This is a genomic window from Arthrobacter sp. Leaf141 (assembly GCF_001424565.1).
In the GTDB taxonomy this organism is placed as follows: Bacteria; Actinomycetota; Actinomycetes; order Actinomycetales; family Micrococcaceae; genus Arthrobacter.
Window position 1 is genome coordinate 26,546 of the sequence record NZ_LMOL01000011.1, and the last position, 14,609, is coordinate 41,154.

At 66.1% G+C, this 14,609-nt stretch carries 14 protein-coding genes; 9 read left to right on the top strand and 5 right to left on the bottom strand.

The features are described 5' to 3' along the window. Positions 1-82 precede the first annotated feature (82 nt). Complete coding sequence (locus tag ASF72_RS09590; RefSeq protein WP_056598308.1) at positions 83-1,489, top strand: MFS transporter; 1,407 nt, start codon at positions 83-85, stop codon at positions 1,487-1,489. Positions 1,490-1,493: 4 nt separating this feature from the next. Here ASF72_RS09590 and ASF72_RS09595 read toward each other — a convergent pair whose 3' ends face one another. Together ASF72_RS09595 and ASF72_RS09600 are read right to left on the bottom strand one after the other, a co-directional pair. Then, complete coding sequence (locus ASF72_RS09595) at positions 1,494-3,497, bottom strand: vWA domain-containing protein (protein ID WP_056598311.1); 2,004 nt, start codon at positions 3,495-3,497, stop codon at positions 1,494-1,496. A 15-nt stretch (positions 3,498-3,512) separates the two neighbouring features. After that, a complete protein-coding gene (locus ASF72_RS09600) occupies positions 3,513-4,901 on the bottom strand; it encodes a sigma 54-interacting transcriptional regulator (RefSeq protein ID WP_056598314.1) in 1,389 nt (462 codons plus the stop codon). 212 nt (positions 4,902-5,113) lie between these two features. Between ASF72_RS09600 and ASF72_RS09605 the strand changes: the two genes are divergently transcribed. Next, positions 5,114-5,737, top strand: a complete 624-nt coding sequence (locus tag ASF72_RS09605) for a histidine phosphatase family protein (RefSeq protein ID WP_056598583.1) — start codon at positions 5,114-5,116, stop codon at positions 5,735-5,737. 28 nt (positions 5,738-5,765) lie between these two features. Beyond that, a complete protein-coding gene (locus ASF72_RS09610; RefSeq protein WP_056598317.1) occupies positions 5,766-6,467 on the top strand; it encodes an SCO1664 family protein in 702 nt (233 codons plus the stop codon). A gap of 16 nt (positions 6,468-6,483) precedes the next feature. On the opposite strand, the gene ASF72_RS09615 is transcribed toward ASF72_RS09610, so the two are convergent. Then, the gene (locus tag ASF72_RS09615; protein WP_056598320.1) at positions 6,484-6,828 is read right to left on the bottom strand and encodes a DUF3846 domain-containing protein; all 345 of its coding nucleotides are present in this window, start codon (positions 6,826-6,828) and stop codon (positions 6,484-6,486) included. A 36-nt stretch (positions 6,829-6,864) separates the two neighbouring features. Between ASF72_RS09615 and ASF72_RS20335 the strand changes: the two genes are divergently transcribed. Further along, complete coding sequence (locus ASF72_RS20335) at positions 6,865-7,116, top strand: hypothetical protein (RefSeq protein ID WP_157370953.1); 252 nt, start codon at positions 6,865-6,867, stop codon at positions 7,114-7,116. Between the two features lie 132 nt (positions 7,117-7,248). After that, positions 7,249-7,722: a GNAT family N-acetyltransferase gene (locus ASF72_RS09620; RefSeq protein ID WP_056598324.1), complete on the top strand. Its 474-nt coding sequence runs from the start codon at positions 7,249-7,251 to the stop codon at positions 7,720-7,722. A gap of 77 nt (positions 7,723-7,799) precedes the next feature. Here ASF72_RS09620 and ASF72_RS09625 read toward each other — a convergent pair whose 3' ends face one another. Beyond that, complete coding sequence (locus tag ASF72_RS09625) at positions 7,800-8,738, bottom strand: NAD(P)-dependent oxidoreductase (RefSeq protein WP_442854158.1); 939 nt, start codon at positions 8,736-8,738, stop codon at positions 7,800-7,802. 81 nt (positions 8,739-8,819) lie between these two features. Continuing rightward, a complete protein-coding gene (locus ASF72_RS09630; RefSeq protein WP_056598326.1) occupies positions 8,820-9,848 on the bottom strand; it encodes a substrate-binding domain-containing protein in 1,029 nt (342 codons plus the stop codon). Between the two features lie 276 nt (positions 9,849-10,124). On the opposite strand from ASF72_RS09630, the gene ASF72_RS09635 reads away from it, so the two are divergent. From ASF72_RS09635 to ASF72_RS09650, 4 genes are read left to right on the top strand one after another with little or no spacing between them, the layout of a single operon-like run. After that, complete coding sequence (locus ASF72_RS09635; protein ID WP_056598332.1) at positions 10,125-11,477, top strand: NAD(P)H-dependent oxidoreductase; 1,353 nt, start codon at positions 10,125-10,127, stop codon at positions 11,475-11,477. Further along, the gene (locus ASF72_RS09640) at positions 11,474-12,739 is read left to right on the top strand and encodes an ABC transporter substrate-binding protein (protein WP_056598335.1); all 1,266 of its coding nucleotides are present in this window, start codon (positions 11,474-11,476) and stop codon (positions 12,737-12,739) included. Before ASF72_RS09635 ends, ASF72_RS09640 begins: the two co-directional genes overlap by 4 nt. Positions 12,740-12,765: 26 nt before the next feature. After that, positions 12,766-13,713 carry a carbohydrate ABC transporter permease gene (locus ASF72_RS09645; protein WP_200933639.1) on the top strand — a complete coding sequence of 316 codons (948 nt, stop codon included), beginning with the start codon at positions 12,766-12,768 and terminating at the stop codon, positions 13,711-13,713. A gap of 3 nt (positions 13,714-13,716) precedes the next feature. Then, positions 13,717-14,607, top strand: coding sequence for a carbohydrate ABC transporter permease (locus ASF72_RS09650; RefSeq protein ID WP_082484187.1), 891 nt, complete (start codon positions 13,717-13,719; stop codon positions 14,605-14,607). Positions 14,608-14,609: the final 2 nt, after the last annotated feature.

Sequence of the window (14,609 nt, forward strand, 5' to 3'; positions counted from 1 at the left end):
CGCACCCTGACCTGTCCCACAAGCCAAATTACGCACGCATTTCCCATGTCCGCGGGGGCCTGTTGTCCGTAAACTGGAGCCCATGACCGAGCACAAACCGGATCCCCTGGTGGCTGCGGGTCCCGGGCTCGCCGATGCCCCAGCCAACACCAGTCACCTGCGAACCCCGGCAGAGCGGTCCCGCACGTTTACCGGGATCCTGGTCAACACTGCCTTGGCAAACATCACCACCAGCTACCTCTGGTTCGCCCTGACGTTCTGGGTCTATCTGGAGACGCGAAATGTGATTGCCACCGGGGTGATCGGCGGGGCGTACATGCTGCTGATCGCGCTCTCCAGCATCAGCTTCGGCACCTTTGTGGACCGGTACCGCAAGCTGGCGGTGATGCGCTTTGCCGGTGGCTTCACCCTGGTGATGTTCGTCGTCGCCGGAATCATGTTCCTGCTGACGCCGGAGACCGACCTGCTGGACCTGGCCCAGCCGTGGTTCTGGATCTTTGCCGTGATCATCCTGGTGGGGGCGGTGGTGGAAAACCTGCGCAACATCGCCCTGTCCACCACCGTCACCATCCTGATCGATCCTGACCGGCGGGCCAACGCCAACGGACTGGTGGGCATGGTGCAGGGCCTGGCGTTCATCGCCACGTCGGTCATCTCCGGCCTGTCGGTGGGCCTGCTGGGCATGGGCTGGACCATCGCCGCGGCCCTGGTCCTGACAGCCGTGGCATACGGCCACCTGCTCACCGTGCGGATGCCCGAGGAAACCCAGCCGGCAGCCACGGATGCCCAAGGTGGATTCGACCTGCGCGGATCCATGGCCGCCGTTCTGGCCATTGCCGGCCTGTTCGCACTGATCCTGTTCTCCACCTTCAACAACCTCATCGGCGGCGTGTACATGGCCCTGATGGATCCTTACGGCTTGGAGATGTTCCCGGTTGAGCTGTGGGGCGCCTTCTTTGCGCTTGGCGCCACCGGATTTGTTGTGGGCGGGGCACTCGTGGGCAAGTTCGGCCTGGGCTCCAACCCGCTGCGGACCCTGCTGTTCGCGGTGATCCTGATCGGCCTCTTTGGTGCGTTGTTCACCTTGCGGGAATGGCCATGGCTGTACATCGCGGGGATCTGGCTCTACATGGTGATGGTGCCGTTCGCGGAGGCAGCAGAACAGACGATCATCCAGCAGGTGGTCCCACTGCCCCGCCAGGGCCGGGTGTTTGGCTTCGCCATGGCCTTCGAATCCGCGGCGGCACCCATCACCGCGTTCCTCATCGCCCCCATCGCGGAGGTCTGGATCATCCCGTACGCCAGGTCCGCGGAGGGTGCGGCGCAGCTGGCGCCGCTGCTGGGCGAGGGTGTGTCCCGCGGCATCGCCCTGGTGTTCCTGGTGGCCGGGATCATCCTGATGGCCGCCGCGGCGCTGGCGTTCCTCACCCCGGTGTACCGCAGGGTCTCGGAAACGTACCGCCGGGGGCCCGTCGAGGCAGGGCAATAGGCGCCTAGAACGCCCAATCGGAGTCGCCGTACGCCCGGCCGCGGAAGTGCGCGCGGAGGTATTCGCCCACCACCGCAGCGCCGAGCTCGCCGGCTTCGGGCGCCACCACCCTGCCGTCAACGCGGCGGGCCATCCGCTGGATAAACCGTTCCAGGCCAGGGTCGTCGCCCAGCCGGAAGAAGGTGGCCTGCGCGCCGGCACGTCCCACCCGGTCCAGCTCGTCCACGGTGGCGCGGATGGTCGAGGGGTGCGGCGGCCAGGAAAACATGGATTCGCCGTCCGGCAGCAGGTGGGCCGTCGGTTCGCCGTCGGTGACCACCAGCAGCACCGGCTGCATGGCCGGGTGTTTCCGGAAGAACCGGCTGGCCAGCAGCAGCCCGTGGTGCAGGTTGGTGCCCTGCTCGCGGAAGGCCGGCAGCGATGTCAGCCCGCCGATGTCCATGGTCTGGGCGTACCGGCCAAACGTGATCAGCTGCAGTTTGTCGCCCCGGAACCTTGTGGACACCAGGTGGTGCAGGGCCAGCGCCGTGCGTTTCATGGGCACCCACCGCCCCTCGGCGGCCATCGAGAAGGACACGTCGACCAGGAGGACGACGGCGGCCTGCGTGCGTTCCTCGGTTTCCGTCACCTCGATGTCGTCCACAGCCAGCCGGACGCCCCGGCCCGGGTCGCCGCCGTCGGCGATGGTCCGGCGGATCGCGTTGGTGATGGTCCGGGTGACGTCCCACGGCGCGTTGTCGCCGAACTCCCACGGCCGGCTGGATCCGGTCTGGTCGCCGGCGGCACCGGCCTCCCGCGTCTCCCGCCTGCCCTGGCGCCCGGACAGCTGCTTGGCGGCATCACGCAACAGCGACCTGCCCAGCCGCCGCATCGCCTGGGGCGAGAGCCGGAAGTCGCCGTCCGCGCCACGGGTGAGGTAGCCGCCGTCGTGCATTGCCTTTTCAATCGCCGCCAGCGTGCGAGCGCTGACCGCCGCGTCTTCCCCCAACTGGCGGGCCAGGGCGTCCAGGTCGACGTCGTCCATGTGGGAGCTGTCGAAGTCCTGGCCCAGCTGGTCCGCCAACTGGTCCAGCTCGGCAAGGTCCTGGAGCACGCCCGTGCCGTCGCCCAGGCCCATGCCTTCCTGGCCTTCGAACCGCTCTGATCCGTTCCAGTCTTCCCCCGGCCGTAGGGCCTGCAGGGTCTCGTCCAGCTGGCCCAGCTGGGCCATCAGGTCCTGGGAGCCGAAGGCCTGGGCGGAGAGCTGCATCAGCTCCTGGCGCTGTTCCGGGGTCATGGACTGCATCAGCCGCTGGGCTGCCGCCGCGCGCTTGGCCAGCGCATCCACCAGTTCCTCGACGTTCCGGGGATTCTCTGGGAAGTGCTCGCCGTGCTTGGCCATAAACTCGGCGAAGTCCGCTGCGGTGTCCACCTGCCGGCGGTGCTTGTCCAGGAGTTCGTTGAGGTCGGCCAGCATGGCGCTGATGGCTGCCCGGTCCTGGTCCGTCGCCCCTTCCAGTGCCTGCTTCATCCCGGCGAAGCGCTGGTCCAGGACCTCGCGGCCCAGCAGGTCCTTGATCTTTTCGTACGCCTCGCGGGCCGTGCTGGACTGCCAGTCGTAGGAGGCAAGCTCGTTGACCGCCGCCGCGGTGGATTGGGGCAGGTTCTGGATCTGCATCTCGCGGAAGGCCCGGTCCGTGTTGTCCATCATGGCGTCACGGGCCAACTGCTTGCGTTCCTCCAGTACCGCCGTGTCCAGGAGCTTTTTCACTTCATTGAGCGTGCCGTTGAGGTTGTGCTTGCCCAGCAGGTCCTGGCGGCGCTGCTGGATCCGGCCGGCGAGCTCGTCCAGACCTTCCTGGTCCAGGCCGCCGCGGCGCAGGTACTCCTGCAGGGCACGCCGCGGCGAGTAGCCCGCCATCACGTCCTCGGCCACGGCATCCAGCGCCTCCGTCAGGTCAACGGGCGGCGCCAACGGGTCCGGCCCGCCGCGGTAGCGGCCATACCGGGAGCGGGGGTGAAGGCTCATGGCGTGTGCCTGTCCTTAGCCGTAGATGGTGGATTCGTCGTCGGACTCCTTGGAGATCCGGCGGCCAAGGTAGAGGCCTTCAAGGGCCAGTTCGACGGCGGCGGCCCGCTGGCCGTCGTTTTCGGCGCCGAGGCGCTTCCCGATTTCGTCGTAGAGGCCTGATCCGTTGAGCGAGGGCAGGTTCGCCAGGAATTCCTTGGCGGTCACCAGCTCGCCGGTGGTCACCGTGGAGTGCCCGTCCAGGGCAGCGACCAGTGGCGCCAGGTCCAGGCCCTGGAAGTGTTCCCGGACGGACTCGGCGGTGGCGGTGCGCAGGAGGTGGTCCAGGATGTCCTGCTCGCGGCCTTCCTCGCCGGATTCAAACTCGATCTTTCCGGTGAGCACTTCCACAGCGGCGTCCAGGTCGATGATCCGGGCCACGGCCTGGTCCTCGCCGCGGACGCTGGCCCGCCGCAGCGCGGCCGCCGCAACGGTTTCGGCCCCGGCGATGGCGAACCGCGCGGAAACGCCGGAGCTCTGGTTGATGGCCGGGGACTCGCGCAGGGCTCGGGTGTAGCGGGCCAGGATCTCCAGGATCACGGGCGGCACGCTGGCCACCAGGTGGCCCTCCTGCTCGATCACGGCCACCTCATCTTCAAGCTCAAGGGGGTAGTGCGTGCGGATTTCGGCGCCGAACCGGTCCTTGAGCGGGGTGATGATGCGGCCGCGGTTGGTGTAGTCCTCGGGGTTGGCGGAAGCCACCACCAGGACGTCCAACGGCAGGCGCAGGACGTAGCCGCGGATCTGGATGTCCCGCTCCTCCATCACGTTCAGCATGGAGACCTGGATGCGTTCGGCGAGGTCAGGGAGTTCGTTGATGGCCACAATGCCGCGGTTGGAACGCGGGATCAGGCCGTAGTGGATGGTTTCCGGGTCCCCCAGCCGGCGGCCCTCGGCCACCCGCATGGGGTCGACGTCGCCGATCAGGTCCGCCACGGAGGTGTCCGGCGTCGCGAGTTTCTCCACGTAACGTTCCGAACGGTGCCGCCAGGCTACCCGCAACCGGTCCCCTTCGGTGAGGGCGCGGGCGCGCGAGGGCCCGGTGATGGGTTCGTAGGGGTGCTCGTTCAGCTCCGAGTCCTCGATCACCGGGGACCATTCGTCCAGCAGCCCGGCCAGGGTGCGCAGGAGCCGGGTCTTGCCCTGGCCACGTTCGCCCAGCAGCACCAGGTCATGCCCGGCGATCAGGGCGCGCTCCAGTTGGGGGATAACGGTCCGGCTGAAGCCGAACATGCCGGGCCACGGGTCGCGGCCCGCCGCCAGGGCGGAGAGGAGGTTGTCGCGGAGTTCTGTCCGCAGGTCCTTGTGAACATGGCCGGAGGCACGCAGTTCACCAACAGTGAAGATCTCAGGGCGTTCAGTCACTTCTCCACCGTAGACCTGTTCGCTGGGCCGATGGGGTGATCCGAAACATTTGTGCACGCGGGACAAGTTTTGGTCCGCTGGCAGTACTACGCTGATTCTTGATGACTGCTGCAGCCCAGCCGGCCCCGCCGGAATCCGCCCCGTCCACCGCTCCCACCACTACCGCCGCTCACGCCGCTCCCGCCGCTCCCGCCGCTCCCGCCGCCAAGCCTGTGGTGACGCTTGTGCTCCTGGTCCGCCACGGCGAAACGCCCACCACCGGCCAGGTGCTGCCGGGCCGGGCCCCGAACCTGCATCTTTCGGAGCGTGGCCGGGCCCAGGCGGAACGGGTGGCCGAACGCCTCGAGGGGCTTCCGGTCACCGCCGTGTATTCCTCGCCGTTGGAGCGCGCCCAGGAAACGGCAGGGCCGACGGCGACCGCCAACGGCCTGCAAATCCAGCCGGCCGACGGGCTGCTGGAGTGCGACTTCGGCGACTGGACGGGTGCCGAGATTTCCCGCCTGGCTGCCTTGCCGGAGTGGCGGAGTGTGCAGTCCAGCCCGTCCACGTTCCGCTTCCCCAACGGCGAAAGCTTTCCGGAGATGCAGGACCGCATGGTGGGTGCCCTGGAGGAACTGGTGGCGGCGCACCCTGGGGGCGTAGTTGTTTGCTTTTCCCACGCCGACACCATCAAAGCGGCAGTCGCCCACGCTGTCGGGACGCCCCTGGACCTGTTCCAGCGGATCATGATCAGCCCGGGTTCAGTGTCCGCCGTGTCGTTTGTGGACGGCCGGGCAGCGTCGGTGCTGATGGTGAATTCCTACTCGGAACCGTTGAGCGGGCTGAGGCCGCAGTGACAGGGTTTTCCGCCGCCAAGGGCATGCCTTGACAGACCGGGATCTGACGCTGCTGACCTCCGGCGAAGTGGAGCTGGTGGGCCAGTTCGCGCGCAGCAGCAACGCCACGTTCCTGGTCCGCCTTACTCAAGGGGACGATGTAGCACAGGCGGTCTATAAACCTGAGGCCGGCGAACAGCCGCTGTCCGACTTCGATCCAGGGCTGTACAAGCGGGAGCGGGCGGCGTACCTGCTCAGTGAGGCTTTGGGCTGGGGCATGGTGCCGCCCACGGTCATCCGGGAGGACGCACCGCTTGGTGTGGGGTCCCTGCAGTGGTTTATCGACTGCGATTTCCGGCAGCACTATTTCACGCTGGCGGCGGAGGACCCGTCCACCCACCCGGAACTGGCCCGGATGGCTTTGTTTGACTTCATTTCCAATAACACGGACCGCAAAAGCGGGCACGTCCTCCGCGGCGGCGACGGCCGGATCTGGGGCATCGACCACGGATTGTGCTTTTCCGCTGCCTTTAAGCTGCGCACGGTCATTTGGGACTTTGCCGGCGAAGCAATTCCGGACGGGCTGCTGGCAGATATCGCACCCCTCGCCGAGGCCGTTCCTGAGGAGTTGGCCGGGCTGCTCGACGACGATGAAAACGCGGCCCTGAAGCGGCGGGCCCGTCGGATCCTGCAGGACGGGACACTGCCCGTGGACCTGACGGGCTCCCGCTACCCCTGGCCGCTGGTGTAGCGGGAGGCGCAAGCGTTCAGGCTGCCAGCGCCTGCTCGAACAGGGCTTCCGCCAGTCGGATGAGTCGCAGGGGCGCGTCCACTTCCTGCCCGCGGCTGCAGTGACCCAGGAAAACCGCTGTGCCGTTCAGGACCTCTTCGAGGTGAACACCGGCTTCCCGGGCCAGCACTTCGGCCCGGATGTTCTGCGGCAGGCGGTTGCCTTCGTCGCTGACGTAGGCATGCCAATCACGGGTACTGATTGCTTCGATGTTTCCCGACATCAACCGTTGAAGTGCCGGCATGTCCGTATCGACGGATTCGAGGCGTACCGGCTGTGTGAGTTGAGCCGGGATGATCAGCGCGTTGCACATGCTTTTCATGGCTGGGCCCGCTAGCGCTGGTTCTTGCGCGGTTTTATGAAACTGATTTCACTGCTCTCGGTTTTGGCCCTTTTATCGACCCTTTTTTCGAGGATGGATTTTCCCGCTTTTTTGAAATTGCTGCTTTTAGGCGATTTACCCGACACTGGAATCACATCTTTCTTTGTGGCGCTTGTACCCAGTACCATACACACTTATATTTTTAATGCCAGTCATGCCAAAAACATGATTGCCGGCAGGGAATTTCCAGCAACCAGCCCGAGGATTGCTGAATTTCTGGCGGCATAAAAAGAGAATTTGTGAACTTTCTGCATTTTCGCTTCCGGAGGCCGCATTCACTGAACTCGCCTGCGCCTTTCCCGGCTGTGCTTCCAGGCGGCGCGTGCCGCGCCTCCGCTGCGCCCGGTAAATTTGGAACTGATGATTCTTATAGACCGGGACAGCCCCCACCGCGACGATGTCCACCTGCTCCTGAGCGAGCACCTTGCAGACATGTTTGCCACCTCACCGGCCGAAAGCGTCCATGCCCTGGACCCGGCAGCCCTGGCAGGACCGGACATCAGTTTCTGGACGGCACGGGAGGGCGGCGCCCTGCTGGGGTGCGGAGCCCTCAAGGTCCTCAAACCGGTGCCTGGCCAAGCTGCTTCTGCCGAGCTGAAGTCCATGCGCACTTCGGCGCAGGCGCGGGGGCGCGGCGTCGCCACCCTCATGCTCCTGCACATCCTGGCCGACGCCCGGGCCAACAGCCTGGAGCGGGTGTACCTGGAAACCGGCACCGAGGACTACTTCGCTCCAGCCCGGCGGCTGTATGCGCGGCATGGCTTCACCGAATGCCCGCCGTTCGCGGACTACCGGCCGGATCCCAACAGCGTCTTTATGGAGCTGCAGCTCTGAGTTCAACGGCTGCGCGAGCCCCCAAGTAGCTGGCAGTAGATGTCGTTTTGAGCGCTCAAAACGACATCTACTGCTACCTAGTTGGCGGAGAGAGCGCGGCGGGCCAGCGACCGGTGGATGCCGGTGTGGTCCAGTGCGCCGTCGCCCTGGGCCACCATGTCGGCGAACAGGTCTCGGACGGTGCCGCTGAGGGCCAGGTCCAGTCCGCGGGCCTGCGCGACCTCGGCGATGAACCCCAGGTCCTTGAGCTGGTTGTTGGCGCTGCCGCCGCCGTCGAAATTGTCCTCCACCCAGCGCTGTCCCTTCTGCCGCAGGACTGCCGAATCGGCCAAGCCGCCCCTGAGGAGCTCCAGCACAACGTTTACGTCGAGGCCGCCCTGCCGGGCCAACAGCATCGCCTCGGAAACTGCTGTCACTGTGGCGGCCACAACGATCTGGTTGCAAGCCTTGGCGAGTTCCCCCGAGCCGCTGGGTCCGAGGTACCGCACGGTAGTGCCCATCGACTGGAAGGCAGGTTCCAGGTCGTTTGCCGCGCCGGCGTCGCCACCCACCATGATGCTGAGAGTGCCATCCTCCGCGCCCATCGTCCCGCCGCTGACGGGCGCATCGAGGACTGTCACGCCGCGGGCCTTCAGCCGTTCGGCAAAGCCGGCCACCGCCACCGGCGACACCGTGCCGTGGACCACCAGGACAGGACTGCTGATGCCCTTGGCGTCCCAGCCCGCCAGCAGGCCGTCCGGACCGCCCAGCAGACTGTCCACTTGTTCCAGATCGGGAAGGACAGTGAGGACGACGTCGGACGCGGCCTCAGCGGGCGTCATTGCCGCGCGTGCGCCCAGGGCCGCCAGGGGTTCGGTTTTCGCGGCCGTCCGGTTCCACACCGTGAGGTGGGGCGCGAAGGCCAGGAGCCTGCGGGCCATGGGTGCGCCCATGGGCCCGAGACCCAGGAGGGCGTAAGAGCGGGAGGTAGTCTGCGTCATGTCAGTCCTTTGGGTTCGGCGCCGGTGCTGCCGCAGGCAGCCGGTGCAGGGTGCGGCGGCACGCGGCCGCGGGAAGGGTAGAGCGGGGCCGCGGGAAGGGTAGAGCGGAACGACTTGTCAGGCGCGGACTTTGAGCCGGCCCACGCTGGCGCGTTCAATGAGTTCGGCGTCCACCCGCACCACCGTAGGCTTGCCGGGCGTCCTGCCACCCGGGTTGGCTAGGGCAAGGCGAACGGAGTGCCGGGCAAGGAGGTCAATGGGCTGTCGGACGATGGTCAGCGGCGGCGTCATCAGTTCCGTCCAGGGCGAATCCTCGAAGACGATCACGGAGAGTTCCGCCGGGACGGACACCCCGGCATGGGCCAGCCGGCCCAATACAGCCGTCACCTGGGCGGTGTTCGCCACCACCACTGCGGTGGGTGGCTCGTCCAGGTTCAGGAGCGCGCTCATCGCATCTCCTCCGGCGGTGCCGCGGAACGCCGCCGACCGGACCAGGAGATCATCCCGCTCCAGCCCCGCAGCGTCAAGGGCCTGCCGGTAGCCGGCGATCCGGTCCCGGCCCGTGGTGGATTCTGCCGGCCCGGAAATCATCGCGATCCGCCGGTGTCCGTGCGCAGCCAGCAGGGCCGTGGCGGACCGCCCCGACTCCACGTTGTTGATGGTCACCACATCCACGTCAGCCAAGGCAGGGATGGAGCGGTCAACAAACACCACGTCCGTTCCCATGTCCTGGAGCCTCTTCCAAATATCCAGGTTGTTTCCCGTGGGGGTGGCGATGATGCCGCTGACCCGGCGTTCGATCAGGGTGGAGAGCCGCTCGGATTCGAGCTGGTCGTCCTCCTGGGTGGTCATCAACAGCACCTGGATGCCGCGGGAGTGCGCTTCCTGGACCACTTGGTCGGCAAGGCGGGCGAAGAAGGGATTCGAAACATCCGCCAGGAGCAGGCCCAGGGTGGTGGGCGGGCCGTGCTTCAGCTCCCGGGCGGCCGTACGCGGGTGGTAACCCAGGGTAGCCATGACCTCGTGAACCCGGTCCCGGGTTGCGGCAGCCACCGGCCCTGACCCGGGGTTGAGCACCCGCGAGACCACAGCGACGGATACTCCCGCCGCCGCAGCAACGTCGCGGATGGTGGGCTGCTTCTGCACGTGTACTCCTCGGTCGGCTACTGCAGCTCTGCCGTCAAGTCCGGCAGGAACTTTTTCAGACTAGGGTATTGACCTCGTCCGGCAGGTATGAAATAAAAGTGGAACCGGTTCCATTATGTTTACTTCCACAGTGAATGTCTACCACCGCACCCCTCGGATTCCACCGGCACCACCCCGCCGGCCCCGAACGCCACAGCCTGCCGCAACGCTGCACAGGCACCGGCGCACACCACTGGCCGTCCAGCACGGACGCAGCCAAACCACCGAAAGGCGATTATGAACCTCCACAAACTCCTGACCCAGCGCGAGGCCGACGGCGCCCCGATCCGTGTGGGCCTGATCGGTGCCGGCCGCTACGGAACCATGTACCTGGCGCAGGCACGCAACATCCCGGGCATCCACGTGGTGGCCATTGCCGACATCAACGCCGAGCGGGCCAAGGGTGCACTGAAGCTCGTCGAGTGGCCCGATGAAGCCTTTGTTGACGACATCGAAACGGCCCTGGCCACCCGTGCCACCACTGTTGTGACCGACGCCGCTGCCCTGTTCGACGCCGAACTCGACGTCATCGTAGAGGCCACCGGCAACCCGATCGTTGGCATCAACCACGCGCTGCGCGCCATCGAAACCGGCAAGCACATCATCATGGTCACCGTCGAGGCGGACGCCCTCGCCGGACCTGCCCTCGCCAAACGCGCCCGGGAGGCCGGCGTCGTCTATTCCCTCGCCTACGGCGACCAGCCCGCCCTGATCTGGGAACTCGTGGACTGGGCGCGGACGTCGGGCTTCGACGTGGTCTGCGCCGGCAAGGGCGCCAAGTACCTCTCGCACTACCACGGCATGAATCCGGATAATGTGTGGGAAAACTGGGAGTTCTCCAAGGAGCTGACCGATTCCGGCCAGCTCAACCCGTACATGCACACCTCCTTCCGCGACGGCACCAAGGCAGCCATCGAAATGGCGGCGGTAGCCAACGCCGCCGGCCTGCGCCCCTCCGATGAGGGCCTCACCTTCACCCCCGGCGACGTCGAGGAAATCGCCACGATCTGCCGGCCGGCAGCCGACGGCGGCGTCCTCAGCCATGCAGGCAGCGTCGATGTGATGTCCAGCGTGACCCGCGCCGGCGACTGGATCCCCCACAACACCCAGGAAGGCGTCTTTGTGGTGGTCAAGGCCACCAACAAGTACGTCTCCGGCTGCTTCCAGGAATACCCCTGGCACCCGGACCCCACCGGCCAGTACGCCGCCCTGTACCGCCCGTACCACTACGTGGGCCTGGAACTGAACGTCTCGATAGCGAACGCCGTGCTCCGCGGAGTAGCCACGGGCGCGCCCGAAGGCTTCCACGCCGACGTGGTGGCCTGCGCCAAAAAAGACCTCAAAGCGGGTGAAATCCTCGACGGCGAAGGCGGCTTCACCGTCTGGGGCAAGCTGATCTCGGCTGAGAAGTCCGTCCGGGACCGCGCCCTGCCGGTCGCCATGGCCCACCATGTCAAACTCGTCAACGACATCCCCGAAGGCGGCATCGTGGGCTGGGACGACGTCGAGATCGACACCTCGCTGGACCAGGCGCTGAAGCTGCGCCGCGAGACCGAGGCCCTGGCCCTTGATGTGGTGCCGGCGACATGATCGACAGGCGCACATTCCTGGGAGCGGCCGGAGCCAGCCTGCTGCTGGCCGGCTGCGGCGCCACCCCGGCTTTGGACCCCAACCGGGCGGCGTCAGCCGGCGGCACCCTGAAGTTCGGCAGCTGGCAGTGGCTTGAGCCGGGCCGCGGCGAGGCCATGTGGAAAGCCGTCCAGGCCTACCAGAAGAAGAACCCGTCAGCCGTGCTGGCCCAAAGCACCACCCCGTTCCTCTCCTTCGCCGACAAGCTCAACACCGAACTTGGCGGCAAGGGCGGCCCTGACATCTTTGTGGTGCAGGACGTGAACTTCTACCCCCTGGCCGACGCCGGCATCCTGGCTCCGCTGACCTCGGTGGTCGAATCCCACAAGGGCACCCCGTTCAACCACACCATCAAGTCCGGCGAGGTGAACGGGGTGCAGTACGGGATCACCTGGGAGCGGCTCAACTGGAACTTCTTCTGGAACCGGGGCCTGCTGGAAAAGGCCAACGTGGCACCGCCCACCACTGTGGCTGAACTGATTTCCGCCGCCGGGGAGATCAGGAACGCCACCGGCCTGGACGGGTTCGGGGTCCGCCACCAGATGACCGAGTTCGATTCCTGGTTCATGGACTTCGACGTCTGGACCTACGGGTTCGGCGGATCCTGGTCCGACGGGTCCCGCCCCACCATCGATTCGAAGGAAAACATCGCCGGGGTGGAGGCCTTCGGGGAACTTTACCGGTCCGGGGCCATGCCCATCGGCGACGACGCGTCCACCATGCGCACCAAGTTCCGTGAGGGCAGGCTCGGCATGATGATCGATGTCTCCTCCACGGTGGCGGGCATCCTGCGCTCCTCCAAGACGCTGAAGTCCGAGGACATCGGCTTCGCCGACCGGATCCCGCTCCCCAGCCCATCCGCCCACCAGGAGATCGTGCTGGCCGTGAACGGGTTCGGCAAGAACAAGAACCTTGCCGTCGACTTCGTCGGCTGGGTGGGCTCCGATGAAGGCCAGGCGGAACTCCGCACCGCCATGGGACCGTCCACCCTGGCCACCGACGTGCCGCTGGCGCCCGATTACGCGGCGGCAAACCCGTGGGCCAAGGCGTTCATCGACCTCGCCGCCGACTCGCGCAGCCCCCTTATCAAGGGCTATGAGGCGCAGACCAAGGCCATCATGCGCGAAGTCATGACGCAGGTGGAACGCTACCTCGTGGACGGCGGCGACGCTGCCAAGGCACTCGCCACCGCACAGACACAAGTAACTCAGCTGATCGGCTGAGCAGACCTAGGCAAAGGATCCGGGCAATGTCGCTCCGAACTTCGATCTCCCCGCCCGCCGTGGCGCAGCCGCCAATACAGGATGCGCCTTCCCGGCATCACATGTGGCAGAAAATCTCCCCCTACATCTACGTCGGCCCGGCCGTCATCTACCTGATCATTTTTATGATCATCCCCGTGGTGCAGGGAATCCAGCTCAGCTTCACCAAAACCCCGCTGGTACGGCCGGACGGCGGCACCGGCGTGGGGCTGGAGAACTATGCCAAACTGCTGGGCAGCCCCCAGTTCTACAACTCCCTGGGCGCCACCGTCCTGTACACGGCCGCCACGGTGCTGTTCGCCGTCGTCATCGGTACCGGGTCGGCGCTGCTGCTGAACCGCGCATTCAAGGGCCGCACGGTGATGCGGGCAATCATCACCTTCCCGTGGGCCGTGCCCACAGTGGCCACCGCCTTGATTTTCGGCTGGATCTTCAACCGTTCGGACGGTGTCCTCAACGAGGTGGTGGGCGTGATGGGCATCGGCCAGCAGGGCTGGCTGGTGGACCCCAAGTTCGGCATGGCCGCCGTGGTCCTGACCTCCGTCTGGAAAGTCATGCCACTGGTGATGCTGGTGGTCCTGGCCTCGCTGCAGTCCATTCCCACCGAACTGTATGAAGCCACAAGGATGGACGGCGCCGGCGCGCTGGAAACCTTCCGGGCCGTCACGTGGCCACACATCGCCCCCACGGTCCGGGTGGTCACCCTACTGATGACCATCTGGTCCATCCGCCGCTTCGAGATCATCTACCTCCTCACCGGCGGCGGCCCCGTGGACAGCACCAATACGTTGGTGGTCAACGTCTACCGGCAGGCCTTCAGTAACCAGGAACTGGGCCGCGCCGCAGCCATCGGTGCCCTGGGGCTGGTCCTGTCCCTGCTGGTCACGGTTGTCTACTTCATCATGGAACGGCGCACTGCCGCCAAGGAGGCCTGAGATATGAGCACCAAAGAAGCACCCCCGGTCCTCCACGCTCCCGCCCGGCGGCGGCTCAAGGCGCCGGGACAACGGAACTTCAGCAAGCCCGTCCGGTTGCTCCTGCTGGCCGCCCTGGTCCTGTTCTCCGGCTTCCCGCTGTACTGGATGCTGAACACTGCCCTCAGCGTGGACTCGGAACTTTATGGCCAGGCGCAGGGCTGGTGGCCGCACTGGGAACGGCTGGCCGACTTCGGTGAACTAATCGGCACCGTCCCGATTTTCAAGTGGCTCACCAACTCGGTGGTCATCGCCGGCGGCACCACACTGCTGTCCCTCGTTTTCGCTGTCCTGGCCGGATATGCGCTGTCCCGGTTCAAGTTTTACGGCAAGGGAGCCGCTGGGTTCCTGCTCTTCGCCACCCAGATGCTGCCGGAGGCGCTCCTGGTGGTCCCCATTTATGCCTTGTTCGCATCATTGGGGCTGCTGAACGGGATGGGCGGCCTGATCCTGGCCAACGTGGCGTTCACCATGCCGGTCAGCGTCTGGATCATCAAGGGAGCCATCGATGCCATCCCATACGAAATCGAGGAAGCTGCATCCGTTGACGGCTGCCCCAGGGTTACCATCCTTTCCCTGGTCCTCACCCCGTTGATCCTGCCCAGCGTTGCCGCTGCCGCCGTCATCAACTTCTTTGACGGCTGGAACGAGTTCCTGCTGGCCAAGACGTTCATCGCCGAGCGGGACCTGTGGCCGGCGTCGGTGGGCCTGGCCTCGTTCGTTGGCCAGTACCTGACCTCGCTGAACTCCGTCATGGCAGCAGCGCTGCTGTTCACACTGCCGGCGCTGATCTTCTTCCTCCTTGTCCAGCGTCGCATCGTCTCAGGCCTCACGGCCGGCTCAGTCAAAGGTTGATC

Excerpts from the sequence above, each read along its gene's own strand:
- ASF72_RS09590 (WP_056598308.1), top strand. The coding sequence starts at position 83 with ATGACCGAGCACAAACCGGATCCCCTGGTGGCTGCGGGTCCCGGGCTC.
- ASF72_RS09595 (WP_056598311.1), bottom strand. The coding sequence starts at position 3,497 with ATGAGCCTTCACCCCCGCTCCCGGTATGGCCGCTACCGCGGCGGGCCG.
- ASF72_RS09615 (WP_056598320.1), bottom strand. The coding sequence starts at position 6,828 with ATGAAAAGCATGTGCAACGCGCTGATCATCCCGGCTCAACTCACACAG.
- ASF72_RS20335 (WP_157370953.1), top strand. The coding sequence starts at position 6,865 with ATGAAACTGATTTCACTGCTCTCGGTTTTGGCCCTTTTATCGACCCTT.
- ASF72_RS09620 (WP_056598324.1), top strand. The coding sequence starts at position 7,249 with ATGATTCTTATAGACCGGGACAGCCCCCACCGCGACGATGTCCACCTG.
- ASF72_RS09635 (WP_056598332.1), top strand. The coding sequence starts at position 10,125 with ATGAACCTCCACAAACTCCTGACCCAGCGCGAGGCCGACGGCGCCCCG.
- ASF72_RS09640 (WP_056598335.1), top strand. The coding sequence starts at position 11,474 with ATGATCGACAGGCGCACATTCCTGGGAGCGGCCGGAGCCAGCCTGCTG.
- ASF72_RS09645 (WP_200933639.1), top strand. The coding sequence starts at position 12,766 with ATGTCGCTCCGAACTTCGATCTCCCCGCCCGCCGTGGCGCAGCCGCCA.
- ASF72_RS09650 (WP_082484187.1), top strand. The coding sequence starts at position 13,717 with ATGAGCACCAAAGAAGCACCCCCGGTCCTCCACGCTCCCGCCCGGCGG.